The 25,170-nt window shown below is 41.3% G+C and carries 19 protein-coding genes and 1 other RNA gene; 11 read left to right on the top strand and 9 right to left on the bottom strand.

Annotation, left to right across the window (positions count from 1 at the left end; all coding sequences use genetic code 11):
* Nucleotides 1–127 precede the first annotated feature (127 nt).
* The 4 genes from ACTJKG_RS06275 to ACTJKG_RS06260 all read left to right on the top strand — a co-directional run bounded on the left by ACTJKG_RS06275 (nt 128) and on the right by ACTJKG_RS06260 (nt 4,645).
* Entirely contained in the window at nt 128–505 is a 378-nt protein-coding gene (locus ACTJKG_RS06275) for a plasmid mobilization protein (RefSeq protein WP_440738658.1), read from the top strand.
* Nucleotides 495–1,469, top strand: coding sequence for a relaxase/mobilization nuclease domain-containing protein (locus ACTJKG_RS06270; protein WP_440738657.1), 975 nt, complete (start codon nt 495–497; stop codon nt 1,467–1,469). The genes ACTJKG_RS06275 and ACTJKG_RS06270 overlap by 11 nt, the downstream gene beginning before the upstream one ends.
* A gap of 37 nt (nt 1,470–1,506) precedes the next feature.
* A complete protein-coding gene (locus ACTJKG_RS06265) occupies nt 1,507–2,109 on the top strand; it encodes a hypothetical protein (RefSeq protein WP_440738656.1) in 603 nt (200 codons plus the stop codon).
* 415 nt (nt 2,110–2,524) lie between these two features.
* Nucleotides 2,525–4,645: a hypothetical protein gene (locus ACTJKG_RS06260; protein ID WP_440738655.1), complete on the top strand. Its 2,121-nt coding sequence runs from the start codon at nt 2,525–2,527 to the stop codon at nt 4,643–4,645.
* A gap of 214 nt (nt 4,646–4,859) precedes the next feature.
* Here ACTJKG_RS06260 and ACTJKG_RS06255 read toward each other — a convergent pair whose 3' ends face one another.
* The 5 genes from ACTJKG_RS06255 to ACTJKG_RS06235 form a co-directional block, all read right to left on the bottom strand.
* The gene (locus ACTJKG_RS06255) at nt 4,860–5,381 is read right to left on the bottom strand and encodes an ORF6N domain-containing protein (protein ID WP_440738654.1); all 522 of its coding nucleotides are present in this window, start codon (nt 5,379–5,381) and stop codon (nt 4,860–4,862) included.
* A 31-nt stretch (nt 5,382–5,412) separates the two neighbouring features.
* On the bottom strand, nt 5,413–6,630 hold the full coding sequence (locus tag ACTJKG_RS06250) for a site-specific integrase (RefSeq protein ID WP_440738653.1): 1,218 nt from the start codon (nt 6,628–6,630) through the stop codon (nt 5,413–5,415).
* 246 nt (nt 6,631–6,876) lie between these two features.
* Nucleotides 6,877–7,245: a transfer-messenger RNA gene (gene ssrA / locus ACTJKG_RS06245) on the bottom strand.
* Nucleotides 7,246–7,331: 86 nt separating this feature from the next.
* Entirely contained in the window at nt 7,332–8,393 is a 1,062-nt protein-coding gene (locus ACTJKG_RS06240) for an acyltransferase (protein WP_440738652.1), read from the bottom strand.
* Between the two features lie 104 nt (nt 8,394–8,497).
* Entirely contained in the window at nt 8,498–8,860 is a 363-nt protein-coding gene (locus ACTJKG_RS06235) for a winged helix-turn-helix transcriptional regulator (protein WP_440738651.1), read from the bottom strand.
* Nucleotides 8,861–8,970: 110 nt separating this feature from the next.
* On the opposite strand from ACTJKG_RS06235, the gene ACTJKG_RS06230 reads away from it, so the two are divergent.
* Nucleotides 8,971–9,723: an SDR family NAD(P)-dependent oxidoreductase gene (locus tag ACTJKG_RS06230; protein WP_440738650.1), complete on the top strand. Its 753-nt coding sequence runs from the start codon at nt 8,971–8,973 to the stop codon at nt 9,721–9,723.
* 207 nt (nt 9,724–9,930) lie between these two features.
* The gene (locus tag ACTJKG_RS06225; RefSeq protein ID WP_172333177.1) at nt 9,931–11,115 is read left to right on the top strand and encodes a DUF1624 domain-containing protein; all 1,185 of its coding nucleotides are present in this window, start codon (nt 9,931–9,933) and stop codon (nt 11,113–11,115) included.
* A gap of 20 nt (nt 11,116–11,135) precedes the next feature.
* Here ACTJKG_RS06225 and ACTJKG_RS06220 read toward each other — a convergent pair whose 3' ends face one another.
* Nucleotides 11,136–13,535, bottom strand: coding sequence for an ABC transporter permease (locus tag ACTJKG_RS06220; protein WP_440738649.1), 2,400 nt, complete (start codon nt 13,533–13,535; stop codon nt 11,136–11,138).
* 273 nt (nt 13,536–13,808) lie between these two features.
* On the opposite strand from ACTJKG_RS06220, the gene ACTJKG_RS06215 reads away from it, so the two are divergent.
* Nucleotides 13,809–14,729: an NADP-dependent oxidoreductase gene (locus ACTJKG_RS06215; protein ID WP_440738648.1), complete on the top strand. Its 921-nt coding sequence runs from the start codon at nt 13,809–13,811 to the stop codon at nt 14,727–14,729.
* A gap of 103 nt (nt 14,730–14,832) precedes the next feature.
* On the opposite strand, the gene ACTJKG_RS06210 is transcribed toward ACTJKG_RS06215, so the two are convergent.
* Together ACTJKG_RS06210 and ACTJKG_RS06205 are read right to left on the bottom strand one after the other, a co-directional pair.
* Nucleotides 14,833–16,059 (bottom strand): pyridoxal phosphate-dependent aminotransferase, encoded by a 1,227-nt coding sequence (locus tag ACTJKG_RS06210; RefSeq protein WP_440738647.1) that lies wholly within the window; start codon nt 16,057–16,059, stop codon nt 14,833–14,835.
* 134 nt (nt 16,060–16,193) lie between these two features.
* Entirely contained in the window at nt 16,194–16,592 is a 399-nt protein-coding gene (locus ACTJKG_RS06205) for a DUF1573 domain-containing protein (RefSeq protein ID WP_172333181.1), read from the bottom strand.
* Between the two features lie 158 nt (nt 16,593–16,750).
* Here ACTJKG_RS06205 and ACTJKG_RS06200 point away from each other — a divergent pair, with 158 nt between their 5' ends.
* The 3 genes from ACTJKG_RS06200 to ACTJKG_RS06190 all read left to right on the top strand — a co-directional run bounded on the left by ACTJKG_RS06200 (nt 16,751) and on the right by ACTJKG_RS06190 (nt 21,308).
* On the top strand, nt 16,751–19,183 hold the full coding sequence (locus ACTJKG_RS06200; protein ID WP_172333182.1) for an alpha-ketoacid dehydrogenase subunit alpha/beta: 2,433 nt from the start codon (nt 16,751–16,753) through the stop codon (nt 19,181–19,183).
* 267 nt (nt 19,184–19,450) lie between these two features.
* Nucleotides 19,451–20,032 carry a nitroreductase family protein gene (locus tag ACTJKG_RS06195; protein WP_172333183.1) on the top strand — a complete coding sequence of 194 codons (582 nt, stop codon included), beginning with the start codon at nt 19,451–19,453 and terminating at the stop codon, nt 20,030–20,032.
* Nucleotides 20,033–20,522: 490 nt separating this feature from the next.
* Entirely contained in the window at nt 20,523–21,308 is a 786-nt protein-coding gene (locus ACTJKG_RS06190; protein ID WP_172333184.1) for a murein L,D-transpeptidase catalytic domain family protein, read from the top strand.
* Nucleotides 21,309–21,334: 26 nt separating this feature from the next.
* On the opposite strand, the gene ACTJKG_RS06185 is transcribed toward ACTJKG_RS06190, so the two are convergent.
* Nucleotides 21,335–22,879: a L,D-transpeptidase family protein gene (locus ACTJKG_RS06185; protein WP_440738646.1), complete on the bottom strand. Its 1,545-nt coding sequence runs from the start codon at nt 22,877–22,879 to the stop codon at nt 21,335–21,337.
* 303 nt (nt 22,880–23,182) lie between these two features.
* Here ACTJKG_RS06185 and ACTJKG_RS06180 point away from each other — a divergent pair, with 303 nt between their 5' ends.
* Complete coding sequence (locus ACTJKG_RS06180) at nt 23,183–24,694, top strand: alpha/beta hydrolase-fold protein (protein WP_440738645.1); 1,512 nt, start codon at nt 23,183–23,185, stop codon at nt 24,692–24,694.
* Nucleotides 24,695–25,170 lie beyond the last annotated feature (476 nt).

Below are 25,170 nucleotides of genomic sequence, written 5' to 3'. Positions count from 1 at the left end.
TCATCCGACAGTAAGGAGCGAGTTAATGTTTTTGCTTTACAAAAACCCGGATACACCCTGTCGGGATGATCCGGAACTCGCTCCCGTTGGTCGGTATTTAAGAAAGATTCAGAAAGGAGTTTAGGTCATGACACCAATAACAGAAAAGAGCAATTTACAAAAGAAACGGACGCCAGGCAGACCCAAAAAAACGATCAGCCGGAGCAGTATTTTGATGGTCCGGTTAACCCCCACCGAACGATTGCTCATCGAGGATCGGGCGAAAAAAGCAGGCATTAAATCGAGCGAATGGTTTCGCAGGGCAGCCAAGAGCGCCAAGGTTTTTCCGCGCTTCACTGCCGAGGAAACGGGTTGGTTTCGAATGCTGTCAGGACTGGCTAACAACTTTAACCAGTATGTGCACCTATCGCACACTAACGGGTTGCTATCGATGGCGATAAAGGGCCAAGCTATAATCAGGCAGATAGAAGAGCTGTTAACCAAATTGAATAAACATGATGGGTAAGCCAATCACCGGCAGAAGCTTTGGCGGTTGTATCCGTTATGTGGTCGAGCGGCAGGAAGCAAAGATCCTGCACGCGGAAGGTTTACGGATGAAAAACCCCAGCCAACTCATTCAGGACTTTAACCTGCAACGGAAGATGCGACCTGAGTTAGGCAAAGCAGTTGGACACCTCATCCTAAGCTGGAGTAAGGAAGACCTAGCTAAACTCAGCGATGCTATCATGGTGGAACGGTCAAAGGAGTACATGGAAAAGGTAGGCATCCGCAACACACAGTTTGTTATAGTCCGTCACACGGATAAAGCACATCCGCACTTGCACCTGATCTATAACCGGGTCGATAACAACGGCAGGACGATCAGTGATCAGAACAACTTTGCCAAAAACGTGAAAGCCTGCAAAGAGATTACGGTAAAGTACGGCTATCACTTAGGCAAAGGTAAGGAACTGGTCAACAGGCAGGCGCTACGTGGCAAAGAAAAGATCAGGTACGAGCTTCACGACGCCATCAAAGCTGCTTTAAAAACAGCCACCAACTGGAAAGAACTAGAAGCACAGCTGTCTAAGCAAAGTATTGCCATAGCCTACAAATATAGAAGCGGCACAAGCGAAGTGCAGGGTATCTCTTTTGAAAAAAGCAACCTGAAAATGAAAGGCTCGGCAATCGACCGCAGCCTAAGTTATGCAAAGATTGATGATGCATTAAACCGGAATATGAAAGTACAGCTTTACCAGGTGACACGGCAAAGTGGTGAACCATTACTTGCCAGCGGGTTAAGAGAGGCTGTACGGAACGACGGACAACATGAACATCACCACTCTGGAGGCGGTAAAAATCTTTTGGATATCCTATTGTCGCCGGAATTTATACCGGCTGGCTCTGGTCCAATGGGAGACGCAGAGGAAGCACACAGAAGGCGAAAGAAACGTAAGGGGCAGCAGCAGACACAAGGGCCACGGCTGTAAATAAATAATGTAGACGATCAGTTTAAAACAGAATGTTATGCAAAAGGAAGAAATTGAAGAAAAAGTAACGATGATGGAAGAGCTGTTCCAAGGAGTTGTGGGGCGGATGGATATATTAGAAACCGGTATGGCGGACTTTCTGAAAGCGTTCATGGAGCAGTATCGTAATGTGTTGGAAAGCATTGCTGCTCGTGTTGAGACCGCCAATAAGCGTTACGACGAAAGTAAGATACAGACCAACATAGATGAGTTGACAAAGGTAGTTGCCAATATGCCTAAGGTGATTACCGTCAGGAATACGCACCATTTCGGTGCCTGGTCAAAGGCCTTGATTATCGGTGTCGTGATTGCCTTCGTTTTAACTGCTGGTTCTGTAGGAACGACGCTTTACTTTAATCATCAGAATAACCGGCTAAACAGTGAAGCTTATAACTTTTATTTAGTTAGGGCATTGTATCCCGAAGTATCGAAAACCATTGAAGGAAAGTTGGCTGAAGATCCAAACGCCTTTATACAACATGCAGAAAAGGCTATGGTGAAACAGCAGGCTATTATCGCAGCAGAAGCCGAGGCAAAGCAGGCGGAGCAGCAGCAAAAAGCGGCTAAACAGAGGTTGGAGAAGGTTAAATCAAGTAAGTAGAGGGGTATGATTGTCCCAATGTGGCTGCGGCAGGTTGCTGCATTGCACCACGCGCTTTGCGCCGGGTTCCATTTCGCAATCAGCCTTGCTCGCCCCACGCAGGCAAGTATTCGTACCACATACACGCCTGCCAGCCCTGCGCACGTATAAGGAAAAAGTCACAGCACCGCCATCACAAAGGTAGCTACGCAGGGAAACCGTCAAGGGTATATAAACAACGGCTATCACCGTTGCCCTTGACAGTTTCCCAGCTTTTAGCTCCGGCTGTTTAAGCGATGCAATGACCTAATGTGTGCAGCACTACTCTTTTGATAATATTTTAACTTACAAAACACTTTACAATTCAACAATTTAAAAGGATAAATTTTATATTTAGAACTCCTTATAAATTTAAACCTGAACTATTGATAAATCCATGGATAAAAATAAAGTTGTTACTTACGCACTTCTTGCTCATATCAATAATACCACAACCTTCTCAACTGGCTTATTAGACATTTTTATCCCAATTGCCAAAAAAGCAATATCAGAACTCAACAAAAAAGGGATTGAGAGAGGCGGAAGTATTATTGAAATTCAAAATATAGTAAACGAATTATATGGATTGGATGTGCCAGTTCCAATTTTAAAGAAGTTATTGGTCAAGATTCAAAAAGAGGTAAATACCGACTCAGTAACTCGATTTATTCTTTATTCAGATGGGGCATATGCAGTTCACGACTACAATTTCGATGACTATGAAGAAGTGATTTTGAAAAAGGAGCTTGAAATAAGCCATTTGGAAGACTTATTTCAAAAATTTTGTGAGGTACATAAAATAACTAAAAATGAATATTCTTCAATTTTTGATTTTATTAATCGCAACAAGCTTTCTATTGCCCGATACTTAGACGATCGAGCGGAAAAAATTTTGGAAGCGCAGACATCCCTGTTGATAGAAGCAAAATTTACTGACTATTTCAGAAACGTTCCAGAAGTTTATAATACTATCAGAAGCATTTATCTTGGTTCCGTAATTTCTACCTATATAGAATTCAAGACGGAAGAAGTTAAATTAAATGTAGAATTACTATATGACACAAATTTTGTTGTTGGTCTTTTAGATTTAAATACCCCTGAATCATCCCACACTTGTAATAAGCTGGTTGACTTAGCTAAAGGGCTGGGGTTCAAGCAATCAATAATGGAGACTACGATAACCGAGATTCAATCTTTATTAAAGGCCAGAGCAGAGAATTTTGAGTCAGCTTATCTCGTACGTCGAGTAAATCGGGAAGATATCTACAACGCATGCGACAGAAAGGGTTTGAACAAAACAGATTTACAAAGAATAGCCGACAATATTGAAGAGTTTTTAATCTCCAAGAACATATTTAAGGTTTCTAACACTGAGAAATATCGCAACCTAGCAAAATTCAGTCGGGAGTTTGAATCTCTTAAGCATTATAGATCTTCTGATTTTTCAGCGCTTCATGATGCGTCTGCAATTTATTATGTTAGGGAGAAGAGAGGGAAAAGGAAATTTGCATTTGAAGACGTCAATTGTTGGTTTGTCCACAACTCTACAAGTACTGTAACCGATCCGAACTTTCAAAATGAGGGAAAAGGTTCAAAGCCACTTCCTGAAAGTATTAAAGTTGATGATTTGTTAAATATTTTATGGCTAACAAATCCTGGATTTGCACAAACTTTAAACTCAACTGAACTCACAAACTTTGGACTTAACGCTTTAATATCTTGCACTTTAAGTGATGCTCTGCCGAAAGCATCATTGATAAGGGATTTAGACTCCAACATAAGCAAATACGTTGCTGACTCAACTCTAAATGAGCAGGATATCATAAGACTTGGTACAAGAATATCGAATCGTGAACTTACAGATATAGATGAACTTAACAATCTCGAAAAAAAGGCGCCAAATGAGTTTATTAAGAAAGTAAAGCAGGCTTCCGAAGCACAAAAAGCTCAGGAAGAAGAACGCGCAAAACGGATAGATAACTTATTTGCGGAAATTACCGAATCGAGTAAGTCGCTTAAACAACAACAAGAAGACTTAATCCTGGAGCGGGATAAATTCACGGTTGCAAGAGAAGAGGCTGCAAATATGGTAGCAAAAAGTGAAGCTGAAAAGGCAGAACTCAGAAATCAACTACAGAAAAACCAATCTCGCACACTACGGCTAGAAAACGAAATAAGACAAGAGAAACGCAAAAAATTCATAAATGGAAAAATCAAAAGATGGCGTTTATTGGGATGGATTGAATTCTCTGTGTGCTTATGCATTTTTACTTCAGTAATCGTTTATTTCTTATATAAGAACAATTGGTCTTTGGAGCAAGCCTCCGTTCAAATAAGTAAGGCAAAGGAAAACATCATTTTCAGCGGATTAGTATTCATAGGAGGTTTGTTTATGAATGGTGTTTCAATTAAATCTTTGGTAGATAAGTATAGAAATCATTCAAATATTAAAGCCTTTAAAGAAGGTATTGAAATCCCAAAAGATTTAATAGAGGTAACATCTTTAAATGAAAAGTGAGTATATTTCATATCATGAAAAGTAAAGAATATCGTTAAATTTTCTTCTTTAGCAACTCAATCTTTTCCCTTTCGCTGGCCAACAAACGTTACCTCTGACATAATATCCTCAAATATAATAAAACGGTTCTTTTACTGAGATTTACTAGCTAAATATATAACTATCAAGGGGTCACAATTTGCGACCCCTTGATAGTATCACGAAATGTGATACCTTATTTTTTAAATTTAAATCCTATGGGCTCCCGTGGCTCATTTTTTTGCGTTATCAGCTGCTTTAAAGCCTGAAATATGGCAGTGATATCATCATCATGCTGAACAACTAACTTTTCCAGCTGTTCGAACTTGAGTAGTAAGTCTTTTTGAGAAATCAGCATCTCTCTGAATTTCACAAAGACTTCAATGATTTTTATACTCATTGCTATTGCTCGCTGACTTTTGATTACATTGGCAAGCATCAAAATTCCGTGTTCACTAAAAGCATAAGGCAAGCTACCACCTAAATGCTTTCTAGAAGGTATCGCATTTTGCGATACCATTAAATCTACCTCTTCGTCTAATAACTGGAACATAAAATGGTCAGGAAAGCGTTCTGAGTTGCGTTTAACTTGTTCACGCAGTCGAATGGGCTTTACATCGTACATCTCTGCGAGATCTCTATCTAGCATTACTTTGATTCCTCTAATGAGATAAATTTTTTCTGCTATCTGTTGATCATTACTATTTAGCTCTTTCATTACTTAAATGTTATGGGCATTTTTAATTGAATTAATTAGACTGTAGTTTTCTCCGTAGCGCTCCCATATCCTCCCCAACTTTGAGATCTAAAATCCGTGCGTAGTGCTGAGTTGTTTTAATATTGGTATGTCCAAGCATTTTAGATACGCTTTCAATAGGCACACCGTTTAATAGAGTGACAGTGGTAGCAAACGTATGTCTGGCAATATGAAAGGTAAGATCTTTCTCTATACCGCATATATCTGCTATTTCCTTTAAGTAAGCATTCATTTTTTGATTGCTCAGTATCGGTAATAGTCGATCTTCATTTTCGCATTGTGGATGATCCCGATATTTCTCAATGACTGATAACGCATACGGCAATAATGGAATGCGGGAGGAAGTGTCCGTTTTCTGGCGGCTGGTAAAAATCCATTGCTCGCCATCAAAACCACGAACAATTTCAGAACGCTTCAACTGTTGAACATCCACATAAGCTAGACCGGTATAACAACTGAATAAGAAAATGTCCCTGACCTGATCTAGCCTGGCACTCACAAACTTTTTAGAAGCCATCAAGTCAAGCTCTTCTTTTGAAAGAAAAGGGCGGTCAACTTTTTTGATTCGAATCTTATAATTTAAGAATGGGTTGACTGTTATCCACCCGTTGGCCAAACAGATACGGACGATCTTCCCAAAGTTTTTGATGTATTTAAATGCCGAATTGTTGTTGCACTTTCTTACAGACCGGAGGTAAAACTCGAACTCAGTAATAAAATGATGGTCAATCTGTTTAACCCGGACGTCTTTTTTATTGTACTTCCATTGCATAAAGTCAATGGTATGCTTTAAGGTGGTTTCGTAGCGAGTTGCTGTTGCCGGAGCAAATTCACGGTTAACGAGGGCCATCACTTTTCGATTATGTTCTTGAAAAACCTCGACTAACATCATCGGCTTTTCGATTTTACCTAGATACCGGTTTTTGATTTTCTCAGCCGTAATTTCTTCATCGTAATCCTTGAGATAACGGGCGGTATCATTAATCTTCATCTCAAGTCTGCGCAGCGTTGAATTAATTTCTTCGATCTCTGGCGTCCTTCCTTTGGCTCGTCCTTCACTTGGATCCCATAACCTGGGCTCAATTCTTTCACCGGTTGCAATTTCAACACGTTGTCCGTCCACAGTTATCCTCATGTAAACCGGAACTTTTTGCTCTTTGGCATTTGCTCTCTTTTTCAGGTAAAAGAGAATAGCGACATTTTTAGTCATAAAAAAGCTGTTAAAAGTTAAACAAAAGTAACTTCGCAGCATAATTCAAACAAGATGTTCACTTGCTGAACATGTTGATAATCAATTAGTTGATTGACCTCTGGTGAGCAGCTTAGTGTAAAGTGACCTGCTCACCAGAATAGTCACCAAAATGGCCGTTCAACGGTGAGCAAATTAAACCAAAATGCAACAAAAAACCCCTCAAACATAGCGTTTGAAGGGTTTTAGTGGTTTTTGATACCTACTTGGTGGAGCCGGAGGGATTCGAACCCTCGTCCAAACATGGTATAAGGTAAGCTTTCTACATGCTTAGCTTCTGTTTAATTGTAGGGAAGGGGAAGGTCAGTCGCTTACCTGTACCGTCTTCCTTAGGTGCTTTATCTCGCCTGCTATGCACACCATTAAGCTGGCCAGTTCCGTTTTTCGATGCCCCTATTGCCGATTCAACAGAACGGAAAACCGGCGGGACAAAAGCTAGTTAATTCTAAATTAAGCAGCTAAGGCGTAGTTATTTTCGCCATTTGTAAGTTTGAGCGTTCTGATTTAAGCGCTAATTCACCCAACGCGCTGCATGCTTACTTACTTATCTCCATCCTGTCAATTCCGGTCGACCCCATTTTATTAGAGCTGCATAAGCCGGTAGCAGTTTGCAGTTAAGGGTTCAAATATACGGAAAATAGTTTGCAGTTAACTAATATCTTCTATCCAACAAGATGTTTTATGAATGGTATTTTGCTCATTATATAAGCTAAAAGCCACGATAGTAAAAAACATGACAAAGCGATAACAGGAATACTAAATATCGGATTAAAAATAGTGTAGTTAATATCTGTCAAATCAAAAAGAGTTAATATCAACGCGTGACTGAAATAGATCCCCAAAGTGAATTTACCAGCATTTTGAGCTATTTTATTCAAAGCAGGACTTAACCTTACCACTGTATGTTTAGCGGTCAAAAATGCGCTTGCCGAAAGCAGAATGATGAACGGGCTTATCGGTTCATAAAAAAAAGTACTTATTTCATGGTTTTTTAATAGCAGGTAATGCGTACCCGCAATAATGATCAGTGCTGTTACCAAAAACGTCGCTGCAGCGATATAAACCAGACCACGAATATGGAAATTTTTGCAAGTCAGATAATAACCTAGAATCAGATAGCCTATATAACCGGTAAAGTTATGCAGGTCGATAGCTGTATCAAAACTGCTTAAGTAGGGTTTGCTGATCAGTACAGTTAAAAACCAGATGCAGAGAAAGTATAAAAGCTCTTTTTCTGATGCATGCCTTACAAATTTACCCAGGATAGGGATGAACAAATACAAGCCTATTAACAAGTATACATACCACAAGTGATAATAGGCGCCCGTTTGAAATTGGAGTAAGATCAGTTTGGTGTTTGCCCAGATATCGCCTGTAAAAGCGAACTCCTCGTTGTAGCATCGGTAAAGGATGTAAACGGTGCTCCAGAAAAGAAAAGGTAATATTAAGCGGCTCAGTCGTTTCTTTAAAAAATCGCCCAGCTCATAATCCCGGTGAAGCAGCAATGCGCCGGTTATCATTACAAAAACGGGTACGGCAAAGCGCACCAGGGCATTGTAAATATCGGCTACGAGCCAATCTTTCATGGAGTTTCCTTTATGATAAAAAAGCAGGGGTGAAGCTGTGTGCAATATCACAACCGCAAACATGGCAATCAGGCGTAAATTATTTATCCAGGTTATGTTTTGTGGCGTATCCTGAGTGTTATCCTGGTTAAATGTCATCTGTCAGCACTGTAGTACCTGGTTTAAGGGCGGGATGTATTATATTTTATAAATACCGGTAAATATAAGAAGGGAAGATTATAAATTGAAGAGCCAGTGTAAAACTAATCTTTCTTTATAAAGCTCCGCTGTTTCCCACCCCAGTCGCTCAGCTGTTTTAGGATAGGGCCCAGTTCCAGCGCCATCTCGGTAAGTTCATATTCAACTCTTGGCGGTACTTCAGCAAAAATGGTTCGTTTAACCAGGCCGTCCTCTTCCAGGGCACGTAATTGCAAGGTTAGCATGCGTTCAGATATATAGGAAAACTCTTTTTTGATTTCGTTAAATCTCATTTTTCTTTTGCATAACTTATCCAGTATCAATAATTTCCACCTGCCCCCAAGCTTATGAACAGCATAGGTAAGGTCACAATCAATAATACACACTTCGTTACGGGTATAGGTTGAACTTTGCTTTCTGCCGGCCATTAGTTACTTTTTTGTTAGTACCATACAATTAATTACTTACCGTGTAAATTTAACGTTGCCAACTAATTTTGCCAAAGAAATTTTTGACAAAAAATAATAGTATAAAAATTATGGATCTGTATTTAACAGGAAAAACCGCGGTAGTAACCGGAGCCAGTCAGGGACTTGGACGAGCTATCACCAAAGAATTAGCTATAGAAGGTGTAAAAGTATTAGCTACCGCCCGCAATGTGGAATTACTAAAAAGCCTGCAGGAAGAAGTAGTAGCTGCAGGAGGTGTAGAGCCGGTTATATTGATACAAGATTTTGTTGCACCAGATGGGCCGCAGAAAATCGCGGCAGCAGCTTTATTAAACCTGGGTCAGGTTGATATCCTGATCAACAATACCGGTCGTAGCCAGCCCCTGGATGTTATTGGAGAGGAGGAGGCCTGGAGCGCGTCGATGACGATGGATTTTGACCGTCACCGGCAATTGACTCAACAATTATTGCCTCATTTTATGGAACGTAAGCAGGGCTCGATCTTAAACATCACCAGTACTTATGAGTTACGCAGCATAAATGTTTCGGCTGTTGCCAAAGCGAGCATTGCTATGTGGTCAAAACAGTTGGCGGGACAATTGGGTAAATATGGTATCAGGATCAACTGTTTACAGCCTGGCCTGCTTGATACAGCCAATGTACGCCGCGGCTTTACTGCCGAAGCCCGTAAGGAATTTGCAGCCCGCGAAATCCCCCTGGGCGATTTTGGCGAACCGCAGGATATAGCCAATATGGCCACTTTCCTGGTATCGCCACGTGCAAAATACATCACCGGTACCGTTGGTGTCGTTGATGGCGGAATGCGCCATTATGCTTTCTGATCTTTTCTTATAAAGAGTATTATCATCACATCTGCGTCAAAGCCAGAAGGTGATGGGTGATGTGGTGATCATACTTGTTGTATGTTAATTTACTTTAATGCTAATCCTCTATTTGGATTTATACTTTTTTCATATCAATGTCAATGATCAAACATTTTTTAATATTCACTTAACTAAAGTGATATCTTTATGCTCATACCAAACCGAATGAGCACTATTGTAAAGAATCGGATAACCTCTATTGATTTCCTTCGTGGCACTATTATGATCATTATGGCGCTTGACCATGTGAGAGATTACTTATACTCAGGTTCATTTTTGTTCGATCCGCTCGACCTTTCAAAAACAAGCGGTATATTATTTTTTACCCGGTGGATCACGCATTTTTGCGCCCCGATATTTATGCTCCTTGCCGGAACGTCGGCCTATCTTATAGGGCAAAAGAAAACCAAAACGGAGCTATCCGTATTCCTCATAAAAAGAGGATTATGGCTCATCTTTCTGGAAATGATAGTGGTTAATTTTGCCTGGAATTTTAATATTACGTTTCCCATGTTTCTTTTTGTAACTATTTGGGCTTTAGGGCTAAGTATGATTATACTGGCTGCGTTTATACACTTGCCCAAGAAGCTGATCCTGGTTATTTGTATTGCGATAGTAGCCGGGCATAACCTGTTGGATAATGTTCATGTGGAGGGTAATACTTTGCAAGGGTTTGGATGGGCGCTGATACATGACCAGCGATTTTTTACCTGGCATCAAGAGATATTTTTAGTAGGTTATCCTATTGTGCCGCTGATGGCGGTAATGCCTTTAGGTTATTGCTTAGGCACATGGTATGCTACTGGTTATGATATCAATAAAAGGCAACGGAATTTATTGATCCTCGGCAGTTTTGCTATTGTTTTATTTATAGCGTTGCGCTATACCAACCTGTACGGCGACCCGGTAAAATGGAGTGTACAAAAAGATGCTTTCTTTACTTTCCTTTCGTTTATTAAAGTAAGTAAATATCCACCATCCTTATTGTATCTTTTGGTGACACTGGGAGGTGCGTTTTTGTTTCTTTCATTTACCGAAAAGCTAAGAGGACGAGTTGTAAACATAGTTTCGGTATATGGCAGGGTACCCATGTTTTATTATCTTATCCATATCTATGTAATACATTTGATAGCCGTTATCGCATCGGTCTTTATCCCCGGCCAAAACTGGAAATTATGGTTCCTCACAAAGCCTATCTGGTTCACTACAGATCTTAAAGGCTATGGATTCTCTTTACCTGTTGCTTACCTCATCTGGATAGCCATTATAGTAGCCCTGTATCCTTTATGTAAACGTTATGATGCATACAAACAGGCCAACAAACAAAAATGGTGGCTAAGTTATTTGTAGTTTTTGATCAATTGCCGATGCTATTCGCTCCTTAAACTTTTTACCGGACTTGCAACTGCTGCTTTGATGGATTGAAAGCTAATGGTAATCAGCGCTATCAATACAGATACAACCGCAACAATAACAAAAGTTATCCAGGTAACATCAATACGGTAAGCAAAACCAGATAGCCACTTGTGCATAGCATACCAGGCTAATGGCCACGCGATGATATTGGCTATTAGAACCAGTTTTAAGAAATTTCCTGAAAGTAGCAGCACAATGCGTTGCACAGATGCCCCAAGCACTTTCCGTACCCCGATCTCTTTCACCCTCTTTTCGGCCGAATGCGACGCCAGGCCAAACAGCCCCAAACAAGAGATGAAAATGGCGAGACCAGCCAGAATACCTACTATCTTGCTTACCTGGTTATCGGCTTTGTAAACCTCGTTAAAGTGGTCGTCCAGAAATTGATATTCAAACGGATAATTGGGGTATAAGCCATCCCATTTTGATTTGATAAATGCTATAGCAGCCGTAGTATTGCTCCCATTTATCTTAACAGAAATATTTCTGAAATCCCAGCTATGTGCGCACACCATAAACATGGGCTCAATTTTGTATTGTAAGGAATTGAAATTGAAGTTTTTGGCAACTCCTTTTATTGTGCCTAATGAATCAAAGCCAAATTGCAAGCCTATCAGCGAAGATAGAGGGGCCTTAGGATGATCTTTTAACAGCGATTTTGCCAGGGCTTCATTAACAATATATTCACGTCCGTTGAGTTTTTTATCCGGAGAAAAATTACTACCGGCAGCCAGTTTTATTTTATACAGATCAAGGTAATTGTCATCTACCACCAAAAGGGTTGTGCCAAAATCTTGCTTTGGTCCATCCGCAGGTTTAAAAGATACCCCTGTCTGATCCAAATGACTCCCTAAAATATCCTGCGAGGCAGTTACCCCCGATACTAAAGTACTGTTCAATAATTGATCCTTAAAAAGTTCATATTTTTTGGTGGTGATCCTATCCAGGGGGATATTGACTATTTGTTCCCGATTGTACCCTGGATCCTGCTTTTGCATAAACCTGAGCTGCCTTAACACAAATACGGTGGCTATCATCAAAAAGATGGCACTGCTAAACTGGATAACAACCAATATGTTCCGGAGCAGGCCTTTATCTTTCCCAACTTGTATAGATCCCTTCAAAACCTTGGCGGCCTGGAACGAAGATAGGTAAATAGCAGGGTAGATGCCCGATAGGAGACCGATAAGAACCGTTCCTCCGAATATAAAGGCTATGGTGCCCAAACTGCCAAATACATTGAAGTTGATGTTTCGGTCGCTTAGGTTATTAATATAAGGAAGGGCCAGTTCAACCAGGCCAATGGCCAAAACTAAGGCGATAAAAGAAATTAGAATCGTTTCGCCCAAAAATTGGAAAGCCAGTTGAAAACGATGGGCTCCGATGGATTTACGAATACCCACTTCTTTGGCTCTTTCTGCAGAGCGCGCTGTTGAAAGATTAATAAAATTAACACAAGCTATGATCAGTACTATCAGCGCGATAATAGCAAACAGGTTGGTCGATTTTTTATCAAATTTTTGATAATTGATATAATCTAAACCAATATCCGCCGAGTTGGCATGCACGTCCTTCAAAGGCAGAAGAAACAGCTTCATATATTTGGTACCATCTTTGCCGAGATGCTCTGTAATAAAGGCAGGGAATTTCTTTTCCAACAATGCCTGGTTGGTGCCGGGCGCAAGTTCAAGATAGGTATTTAACCAGTTGCCGCCCCAGTTTTTAAACATCCAGGGTTTATAAATACTGCTGAATGAGAACAGGGCATCAAATTGTAATTGTGAGTTTTGGGGCACATTGGCAAGTACTCCCGTAACAGCGAAGGAAACAGTATCGCTGCCATAATGGGTTATTGTTTTCCCGATAGGGTTGGCATCGCCAAATAGTTTTTTGGCCGTTTTTTCGGTAAGTAAGATACTATTGGGCTTGCTGAGTGCTGTTCTTTTATCGCCACTGATTAGTTTAAAATCAAACATCTGGAAAAAGGTGGAGTCGACAGCAAATGCTTGTGGCAAAAATATGCGCTCGTTGTTATAGGTCATCTGGTATTTTTCATTCCACTTTATCTTCGTGAAATTTTTTATTTCCGGGTACTTCATTTTTAAGGCCTGCCCCATCGGAAACATGGATAAAGCAACCTTTTGCGTTGTTCCTTCCTGACCAACTGTCTGCACCTCATTTAACCGGTAAATGTTTTTGGTATGAAAATTATCAAAGCTTTTTTCATAGGCAACAAACATCATGATTACCATAAATGCGGCCATACCCACAGCCAGGCCTACAATGTTGATGGCTGAGAAAGCTTTATTTTTCCAGATGTTGCGCCAGGCTATTTTAAAGTAGTTCTTGATCATCGGTTTAAAGTTCTAATGGATTAGGGAAACTAAAATGATTCGTTAAAATATATGCCATGTTTTTAAATATTTGATTTTTAATTAGTTAAATATATAATGCGCCATCCTGCTGTATCAAAAACGTACATGATATTGTTTGCTGTGTATCAAAAACGGATAGGTCGGGCACAAAAAATATTATGTTATTTAAAAACATTTTGGCTGGTTTTTATTTACCTGTAAGAGATGTTGCATGAATGCCAATCGGTTACATTTGTGTATAACTAAAAAAATATGAAAGCAATTCAAATGACAGGATACGGAGATTCGTCCGTTTTGAAAATAGAAAACATAGCTCAGCCTGTACCTGCTACCGGCCAGGTGCTTATCAAAATAGCGGCTACAACCATTAATCCGTTCGATATGAAAATTCGCTCAGGTGCAATGAAGCAATTTATACCCATTCCAATTCCATTCGTTCCCGGTACTGATTTCTCCGGAACGGTAGAAGAGACCGGCGAGAATGTAACCCGCTTAAAAAAAGGGGACAAGGTTTTTGCCACCACATTTGGCGGTACCTATGCTGAATATATCGTGATGGATGAAAAAAATGTTTCTTTGATTCCGAATAATGTTAGCCTGAATGAAGCCGCAGCCCTTGCTGTTCCGCTGAATACCGCTTACAGTGTGTTGATAGAAGGCGCGAATTTGCAAGCTGGTCAAAAGGTATTGATTCATGGAGCAGCGGGTGCTGTTGGTATCGCGCTGGTTCAGATGGCCAAAGCATTGGGCGCTTATGTTATCGGCACAGCTTCGGCGAAGGGCAAGGATCTTATCAAATCATTAGGCGCTGATGAGGCGATCGACTATAAAACACAAGATTTTGGCCAATTGGTACATGATGTTGACCTGGTTATAGATGGAGTAGGGGGTGAAACGCAGCAGAAATCATACGCGGTAGTAAAAAAAGGCGGTAAATTAATTAGCATAGTTATGCCTACTTCAAATGAAGAAGCGGAAAAATATGGTATCAGTGCCGAATTTATCAATTCGGCCCCAAAATTGGAGAAATTGGCATTTGGCAAAAAATTAGTTGAGGAAAATAAAATTACCCCACATATAGCCAAAGTATTGAATCTGGAAGCCGCCGCCGAGGCACAGGACCTGGTTACAGCCGGTGGCCTTAATGGAAAAGTGATTTTACAGATAGCTTAATAATTCCGGGCCAGATTTAAAGATTTAGCTTAATCAGATCTATAAAACAAGAAAACCCGGCTCAAAGTCGGGTTTCCTTGTTTATGCAATAGTTGTGTTTTGATTACCTGCTTTCGGCAAGCTGTTCATTGTTTACCACACGACCCGGGTAAACTTTCAAAGCTTCCTCCAGACATATCATAGCGTTTTGCAGGTCTTCATTTTTTAATACATAGGCCATACGCACCTCGTTATATCCTGCGCCGGGAGTGCTGTAAAAACCGGTTGCAGGTGCCATCATCACTGTTTGGTTATCATGACTGAATACTTCCAACATCCATTGGCAGAATTTATCGGCGTTATCAATAGGTAATTTAGCTACCACATAGAAAGCGCCACCTGGATTTGGACAGTAAACGCCATCTATTTTGTTCAGTTTGCTCACCAGGGTATCCCGGCGACTGGTATATTCTTTATTTACGGCTTCAAAATAGCTGTCGGGAGTATCAACGGCAGCAGTGCCTGCAATCTGTTCAACCATACCTGCGCTCAGGCGGGCCTGGGCAAATTTTAAACCAGCAGTTAAAACCGCTTTGTTTTTGGTGATTAAACAACCCAAACGGGCGCCACAGGCACTATAGCGCTTACTTACGGTGTCCATCACAATCACATTTTCGTCTAATCCTTCCAGGTGCATAGGCGAAATAAAGGTGCGGCCATCATAGCAAAACTCCCGGTATGCTTCGTCCGAAAACAGGTACAGATCATACTTAAGGGCCAGTTCTTTCAAGGCTTCCAGTTCTTCTTTAGAATATAAGTACCCTGTAGGATTGTTGGGGTTACAGATGATGATAGCCTTGGTTTTATCAGTTATCAGCTTTTCAAACTCGCTGATCGGAGGTAGTGCGAAACCATTGTCGATAAAAGAAAGTATGGGTTTTACCACTATGTCGCTCTGGCTGGCAAAGCCGTTGTAATTGGCATAAAAAGGCTCTGGGATAATTACCTCATCACCCGGATCGAGACAGGCCATCATGGATATGGTGATAGCTTCTGAACCACCGGTGGTTACAATGATGTTATCGGGTGTGATGTTGTAACCCAGTTTGTTGTAATATTCTGTAAGCTTTTTGCGATAAACCAGCGTTCCTTCAGACGGGGTATAGGCCCAAACTTTAAAATCAATATTTTTAATGGCATTCAGCATGCCTTCAGGGGTTTCAATATCAGGCTGGCCGATGTTCAGGTGATACACTTTTTTGCCATCCAGCTTAGCTTTATCAGCAAAGGGAGTTAGCTTGCGTATAGGCGATGCGGGCATTCGCTGCCCTTTTTGAGATATTTTTGGCATGTGCAAAATTAATAAAAAAGAAAGTATTGTTGTTATATACCTCCTCAAACGAAAAAAGACCCTCAAAAAGGGTCTTTTATTTTATATTTTTTAATCAGCCCCTGCTCAGCAAGGGCTATGGCAACTTGCTGTAATTATTTGCTCGATGCAGGCTTGGCTACAACTTCGCCAACAATATTCAGGTACTTTTCTGGCGTAACCGCGTTTGATTTTACAACAATGGTTTTGTTGAAAGGAGCAGCGGCAGCAGCATTATAAGTAATTTTGATTGTGCCTTTTTCACCACCTTTTACAGGAGTTTTGGTGTAATCGGCAATGGTGCAACCGCAGGTTGGTCTTACTTCTGTCAAAATAAGAGGCTCTTTACCAACGTTGGTAAATTCAAAAACGGTAGTTACAGGAGTACCCTGAGGTATCTTGCCAAAGTCGTGTTTTTCTTCATTGAATTTAAACTCCGCTTTTTGGCTATCCTGTGCCGATGCAGTAAAGGCAAATCCTAAAACTACTGCGCAAATCATTAATATTTTTTTCATACTTTGTTTGATTAATACAAATATATAAGGTTTAACGTAAAACAAATATATAAGGTTTAACCCAAATTAAAAACTATTAGTTAAACTCCATGTTTTATTGTCAGTATGCAAAATACAGAATAGAATTTTATAATTTTACCGTCTAAACGAAATTATATATGCCCGAATCTACCTTACGTGCAACCAGTAAATTTAATACTGCAGAACTGAGTTTTGATGATTTCAAAAAAATTGTGATTGACGATTATCGTATTGGTTACGAAAGTCGTCAGGCAAGTTTAATAGGCAGGAGAGAGGTTTTAACGGGCAAAGCTAAGTTTGGCATCTTTGGCGATGGTAAGGAAGTTGCCCAATTGGCCATGGCCAAAGCTTTCCGCGCCGGCGACTGGCGTGCAGGATACTACCGCGACCAAACTTTTATGTTTGCTACCGGTATGAGCAACCTCAAGGAGTTTTTTGCACAGCTTTATGCCAACCCCGATATCGAAAAAGATCCTGCATCTGGTGGCAGGCAGATGAACTGTCACTATGCCACCCGCTTTGTGAACCCCGACGGCAGCTGGGTTGACCAGGCCGAAACCATGAACTGCTCCTCAGATATATCAACCACGGGCGGCCACATGCCCCGTTTACTGGGTTTGGCCTATGCTTCCAAACTATATCGTCAAAATAAAGAGCTGGAATACCTGAAACAGTTTTCGCTGGGTGGTAACGAGGTTGCCTTTGGTTCTATAGGCAACGGTTCCACATCCGAAGGTTTGTTTTTTGAAACCTTTAACGCGGCAGGTGTACTGCAGGTGCCCATGGCCATCTCGGTTTGGGATGATGCCTACGCTATATCCGTACCAGCAAAACTGCAAACCACCAAAGAAGATATTTCTGAGATACTTAAAGGCTTTCAACGTGAAAATGGCTCCAATGGCTATGAAATATTTAAAGTAAGGGGCTGGGATTATATCGCTCTTTGCGAAACTTATGAACGCGCTATAACGATATGTCGCGAGCAGCATGTGCCGGTACTCATCCATGTGGTGGAAATGACACAGCCTCAGGGCCACTCTACCTCGGGTTCACATGAACGTTACAAATCAAAAGACCGCCTGGCCTGGGAAGATGAGCATGATTGCCTGTTGAAAATGCGCGAGTGGATGCTTTCTTCAGCAATTGCCACGGAAGCAGAGCTCGATGAATTGGAAACAGCAGCCAAAAAATATGTACGGGAATGCCAGCGCGAAGCCGCCGCCGAACTGGGGGATATCATTAAAGTTGAAGTTGAAGAAACCGCGCGCTTAATTGACAACCTGGCCTATACCGTAGCTGCTAAAGAAGAGCTGACCGGTATCGCTACCGAACTGCGTTCAAGTTATGATGCCGGCCGGAAAGATACCGTAGGTTCCGTGCGTAAAGCCCTCCGCCTTACAGTACATGAAACGGTAACTGAAAGACAGGTATTGTTAGATTGGCTAAAAGCAGAGACCATTAAAAATAAGGAGCGTTACGATTCTAAGTTATTTTCAGAAACACCACAATCTCCTTTAAATGTGCCTGTTGTGCCGATTATCTACAGTGAAGAAGCACGCCTTTTAGATGGTCGCGAAATATTGAACGCCTGTTTTGATGCCAACTTTGAGCGCGACAAAAGCATTGTTGCCTTTGGCGAAGATGTAGGCGCTATTGGCGATGTGAACCAGGGTTTTGCCGGTTTGCAAAACAAATACGGCGATCTGCGCATTACCGATACCGGTATCCGCGAAACTACCATCATAGGCCAAGGCATGGGCCTGGCTATGCGTGGTTTACGCCCTATTGCCGAGATCCAATACCTCGATTATCTCATCTACGCCATGACCGTTTTGTGCGATGATATAGCCAGTTTAAGTTACCGCACTAAAGGTGGTCAAAAAGCGCCGCTCATTATCCGCACACGTGGCCACAGGCTCGAAGGGATCTGGCATTCAGGTTCACCGATGGGCATGATCGTTAACTCCATGCGTGGTTTCCATCTTTGTGTGCCCCGTAACATGACTCAGGCCGCAGGTTTGTATAATACCCTGTTAAGGGGTGATGAACCGGCTATCGTGATCGAAAGTTTGAACGGCTACCGCCTGAAAGAAAAGCTTCCGGAAAATGTGGGAGAATTTACCGTTCCGCTGGGTAAGGCCGAGATATTGAAAGAAGGCGGCGATCTTACCGTTGTTTCTTATGGATCAACCCTGCGTATTGTGCAGGAAGCTGCCGCAGAGCTCGATAAAATGGGTATCAATATCGAAATTATCGATCCGCAAACCCTGTATCCTTTTGATATTGATAATGTTTGTGGTACTTCCTTAAAAAAGACCAGCAAATTATTGGTTGTTGATGAAGACGTACCGGGAGCGGCATCAGCCTACATTGTTCAAAAGATTGTAGAAACCGAAAATGGTTACTATTCGCTTGACGCACAACCCAGAACATTAACCGCTAAAGAACACCGTCCGCCGTATGGTTCCGATGGTGATTATTTCAGCAAACCATCTGTTGATGATGTGATCGAAGCGGTTTACGCCATGATGAATGAAGCTAATCCCGCTAAATATCCACCGATATTTTAATTGGTGGATTAGTGAATTAGTGAATAAAAACGTTGTCATTTCGACGAGGAACGAGGAGAAATCTTGTACGTGAAGCTATCCAATTGTATAAGATCCCTCTTCGTTCCTCATTCGGGATGACATTTTTTAATAATCTCTTTCAGCTCGTGAGTCACATGGTTTCAGCTTTCAGCTGAATATTATTTTTGCTGCCCATACATTTCTAATGTTCAATTTCGCGCTTAAATATTTAAGTTTGCGGGCATTCTATTCTACAACACACACATTATGGATTCAACAACATTCACCACCATATCAAACATCATCAAAACGCGCCGTTCGATTAAACCGGTCACCATGAACGGACAAAAAATACCTAATGCGCAGGTTGCCGCCTTGCTGGAACTGGCCGACTGGGCGCCAACCCATGGCTATACCGAACCATGGCGCTTTATTGTATATGAAAATCCTGCTGACTTTTGCCGTGAGCATGCCGAAATATATAAACAAGGAGTTAAGTTAGAAGATTTTAACGAGTTGACTTACAATAATCTGCAACACCAGGGCGATAAGGTATCACACGTGATCATTGTAACCATGAAACGTGGCGACCTGCCAAAAATACCTCCCTTTGAAGAGATCGCAGCGGTTTCAAGCGCTATCCAAAACATATTGCTTGGCGCTACTTCTTTAAATATCGCCTCGTTTTGGAGTACCGGCGGCGCTATTTTAAAGCCCGGTATGAAAGAGTTTTTGCAACTCCGCGAAGAAGATAACGTGCTTGGCGTACTATATCTGGGTTACGCCGATCAATACCCTGAAGGCCGGAGAAATACACCGCTCGAAGAAAAGATCAACTGGGTGAAGTAACTCTTTTTTAGATATTAAAACGCATTGTCATTTCGACGAGGAACGAGGAGAAACTATCTCTTGAGCGGAGCGAAAAATCTTTTACGCGGGATATATTAGGCGCAGAAGATTTCTCTCTTCGTTCGAAATGACAAATATGGGAGAGGCTCCGGTGGATATCTCAAATGCGTCCTTGTGGTTACAATAGCAAACTTCATTATTCAAAATTCATTGTTGGATATTTTCAACCCTCCTTCATCCAATCACTTATTTTCCTCCCTCATTACAATAATCCTTAACCTTTTACCGTTTTTCTCCGTATAAATTAGTGTTTAATTGCTTTATCTTAAATTTATTTTCATTTTAGTAAATAAAAAATACCCTGAAATGATTTTGACTTAAGTAAAAAATTATACATTTGTAATTGGCCGGCTCCTAATTCTGGTCAGTTACCGACTTAACCTGTTGCTAATTTAAATTATTGTTTAAAATTAAACTCAACACAAAAAGTATGAGGAAACACTTATGGTGTGTCACATTCGCGGTTTTATTTTTAGCTACAACTGTTATCAGCTGGAGATCCGCAGGTGCAAACAAATCAGACGGAAAAGTAAATTCTACTCTAAATGCAAAAGAATTATTTAATCAGTATGTAAATAGTTTATACCAAACGGCCAGCCTACAGCAAACCGGTTTGGCATTTGATGTATTTGAAAAAGCGGTTACTGGTTATACCAATTTAAAGCTCAATCATTTATTGCCACAAAGCAGTTCTGTACTAACAGTGGTCGATTTTACCAAATCGAGCCGGGAAAAACGTATGTGGATCATTGATCTTTTCAGTAAGCAATTGTTACTTAACACATGGGTGGCCCACGGACAGGGTAGTGGCGAAGAAATGGCTACCAATTTTTCTGACAGGAACGACTCGCATCAAAGCAGTTTGGGTTTTTACCTTACCGACAATGTGTATATGGGCAAACATGGCCGTTCTTTACATTTGGATGGTCTTGACGAAGGTTTTAACGGCAATGCCCGTATGCGTGATATTGTAATTCATGGTGCCAGCTACGTAAGCCAGGCCGCCATCAACCACCAGGGATACCTTGGGCGTAGCTTCGGCTGCCCTGCTGTACCGGCCCGGCTTGCCAACACCGTGATCAATACCATCAAAGGCAAAACGGTAATATTTATCAATGGCAATGATGACAGGTATACTTCCAAGTATCTTGACGAGGCCGGTCCGCTCAATTTTATAGCGGCCGATACATCCGCTTTTGATTTAGCAAGACTATAAGTTTAGTATCAAGTAGCTACTTGATACTAATTAACGCCCATCAACGGTTTTAAATGATCGTACAGTACAATGTCCAGTCCGTACACGTCCTGGCGCGATTGTAATACGCCTGCGTCATCTGCCCAGCAGGTAACATAAGTAATGTATATTGGTGTTTTTTTAGGCAGACCGATATTGGTAGGTTCGGGGTTATCCTCGCTCATATCTTTGGCTATGGTATCATAATTTTCCCCTTCGCCAAAAAGGTTTTTAGCAAGTCCTTGTGGGTCGCCCAGGCGTACACAACCATGGCTTACTGCACGCATAGATTTTCTGAAAGCCGATTTCGCAGGTGTATCATGCAGGTAAACGCTGCTTTTATTTTTGAACAGAAATTTTATTTTTCCTAATGAATTATCTTCTCCCGGGCGCTGTTTGAAATCATATTGCAGGTTATCCGCTGTAACCGTCGACCAGTCTATCGTCTCCGGGTCTTCAATTTTTCTCCCGTCTTTATAAACGTCTATATTTTTATTCGATAAATAGTAAGGATCTTCGGCTGCCTCAATAATAATTTCTTTGGTGGCTATGCTTCGTGGTATGTTCCAGGTAGGGTTTACTTCAACGCTATGGATCACGCTGCTCAATTGCGGTGTTTCGCGTGGGAAGGGTTTGTCATATCGGTCGCTGTCTACATAGGATATCAGGCTGGCATGCCCGTCCATGTTGCGCCCCTGGCCAACACAAACCTTCATGTTTAAAACCGATTTACCATCTTCTATCACATCCAGTTTAAAATCGGGAATGTTCACGATAACGTATTTCTGCTCGGTAGGTTTATTCTTCCAGCGCAAGCGCTCCATATTCACCAAAAAATACCGTTTGGATTCTTCGGCAGATAAACCATCTATTACGGTATTATTCACGAAAGCTTTTTGCAGTATCTTGTATTGCGGATCGGCCGGTTGTATACTATCCAGGTAGCTTTTTAAATCTTTTACCAACAGTACATTTCTCATGCTGATGCTATCTGGTCGCTTGGTGGCTGTAAAATAGCGGGAAAATATTTTCCGGGGATTCACCACCCCATATTGCAATGCATTGGAATATTTAATGAGCGAGCTTGCGGTAAGCAATTCAAGCCGGGCCAGTTCATGATAGGCTTCGTCGGTTGTCAGGATGCCATTTTTGTCATGAAATTTAGCCACAAGCGTTCTGATGGCCCTGATATGATAGGGAGCTTTGCTCAGTCCATGTTCGGTGATCTTGTCATAATAATCGGGCAGTATATCCAAATCGCCATTAAATAAATGGTTCATCACCAGAACGGGCTGGTAGTCATTTTTTCTGATAAAGGAATCGATTACCGATTCATTAGCGATCTTTGATTTTTGACTTTCTAATTCTTTTTTCAGTGTAGCAGCCAGCGTATCAGGGTCAATGTCCTGGTAAATTTTATTCTGGGTTACTTTAAAAAGTTGATCGGCTATGGCTGAATGCTTTTTCTTGCAGCTTTGCAAAGCAAACAGGGATACAAAAAGACCCAATATAAACAGTGGAACGGAGGTCTTTTTTGAAGAGGCAAAAATCATGATAAAAGTATAGTTAATATTCCTTGTGTTAGCAATAGCCATACCACAAAGCAAAATGACAACGATTATTTTTTAAAACCGCTGTTTTATATCAAAACTGCAGAAAGTTAATCAGGATATGCTTATACATAACCCATAAGGTGTACCATTTAAACCTGCCGTTTCTATATTTTCATACAAAGATACGGTAAAGGACGGGAAGTTCCTGTGCAAAGCTAAATGGCCTTTTGACTGTAACGTTTTATAACTGGGTGTAGTCTTACCAGTAGCTGCTACCTTAATGTTAGCTTTTATTATATCCGTATGAAAAAAACTTTCACCCAGATCGTTACCCTGTTAGTTTGTTTAATAAGCAGCGCTTTTGCGCAAGTGAAACCGTTAAATATTATTCGCGATAGTATTTACTCCAATATACTCAAAGAAAAGCGATCGATCGAGATTGTTCTGCCGGTGGGATATAGTGATACTACCGCTGCCAAATATGATGTTATCTATATTACAGATGGTGAATGGAATACGCAGATCGTAGCTAATATCGAGCGGTTTCTGGAGATCCAGTTTATCCCGGCAAATATTATGGTGAGCCTGCCCAATACTATGCTGCAAGGGCAAAACATGCGCGGGCGCGATCTTACGCCCACCCGCACTGGGGGTGACCCTCAATCTGGTGGGGCTGCCAATTATATCGCTTTTATAAAGAATGAGCTGATGCCTTACATCAACAAAAAATACCACACTACGGGCATGAATACTTATCACGGTGGCTCGTTGGGCGGATTGTTTGGCATGTATACGCTGATGAAGGAACCCCGGCTCTTTCAATCGTACCTGCTGGCCGATCCGAGCTTTTGGTGGGATAAGGATTATCTGCCCAAACTGGTAAGGGATAGCATAGGCAAGATCGACTTAAACAATACCACTTTGCTTGTGACCGGACGGGAGGGAGAGCCCGCAAAAGAACAGCGGGTAATCGTCATGGATTCGATAATCCGACAGGCGGCTCCGGCAGGTTTTCATTATAAGCTGATGTTGTATAACGACGAAACACATAATAGCATGATCTTCCGTACGGTATATGATGGCTTAAAGTTAACCTACCATGGATACAACAAACCGGGTTTGAATTTTTACCCGATGAACGGTGTATTATTGAAGGACAAGCCTTTGAAGATGCATTTTCTGGGCGATTTTGTAAAAGAGCTGCATTATACCACCGATGGGAGTGAGCCAACGATGGCATCTCCGAGAATAGAAGGCAATGAATTTACACTTCTTAATACAAAGCAATTGAATTTGAAAGAGCTTACCTATCGTCCGGGATACGAGCAGCAGGTGAGCGCGAATTTTACTATAGGCAGTACCCTGCCGGCCGGTTCTCAAATCAAAAATTTTACCCCTGGTGGTTGGAATTATACTTACTATGAGGGTAGCTGGAACTCGCTACCCGATTTTAAAAAGCTAAAGCCTTTAAAAAAGGGTTGGGCCGATAAAGACTTCGACCTGGGCAAGTTACCCAAACAGCAAAACTTTGCCTGTGTGTTCAACGGGCAGTTGGAGATAAAACAAACGGGCTATTACATTTTTGGCTTACGCAGCGATGGCGTGTCGACCATGTATATCAACAATCAATTAATACTTAACCAGCAAACAGTGGGTATTCAATCGTACGTATTGCCTCTGCAAAAAGGATTTTACAGCATGAAGGTGGAGTACCTGGCGAAGCAGAACAAGCCAGCACTCGACATCCTCTACGCTCCTGAAAATAGCGACGGTGGCATTATACCTCTGGAACTGCGCTACGGGGATGCGAAATAATTGCCCGTAGGAGAAAAGATCTAAGTCTTGAATCTCAAGTTCTGAGCAGGATCTGAAACTTAAGACTTAGAGCTTATGACTGTCGACTTAAATTATCGCCCACAGTCAGATGAATTCAGGGCAACAACGTTGTGGTTTTCGTCATACGAGATACAGGTACAATATAAATTGCATGACCCGAAAGAATAATTACCTTGATTGTCGGTACCCTCACACATCGTGCGCTGACAGTACACCTGGGCACTTGCGCCCCCCTTTACATTTTTCATCTGGTCGCGATTGAGCAATTTGCCCAATGACGAAGTTAAATTTGATTTTCTCATTGTTTTAATAATATATAATTGGTTCAGTTTATGATGCCTGTTGAGGTATATAATAAATTGGGGTTTTATTATATGGTTTTATTTATCAGGTAATTATGTTTTATATATCACTAATATAAATATTTTTTATAAGTTTTATATTTTTTAACCTCG

It is taken from the genome of Mucilaginibacter sp. 22184 (assembly GCF_052045695.1).
Taxonomy (GTDB): domain Bacteria; phylum Bacteroidota; class Bacteroidia; order Sphingobacteriales; family Sphingobacteriaceae; genus Mucilaginibacter.
This window is presented reverse-complemented; position numbering and strand designations above follow the sequence as displayed.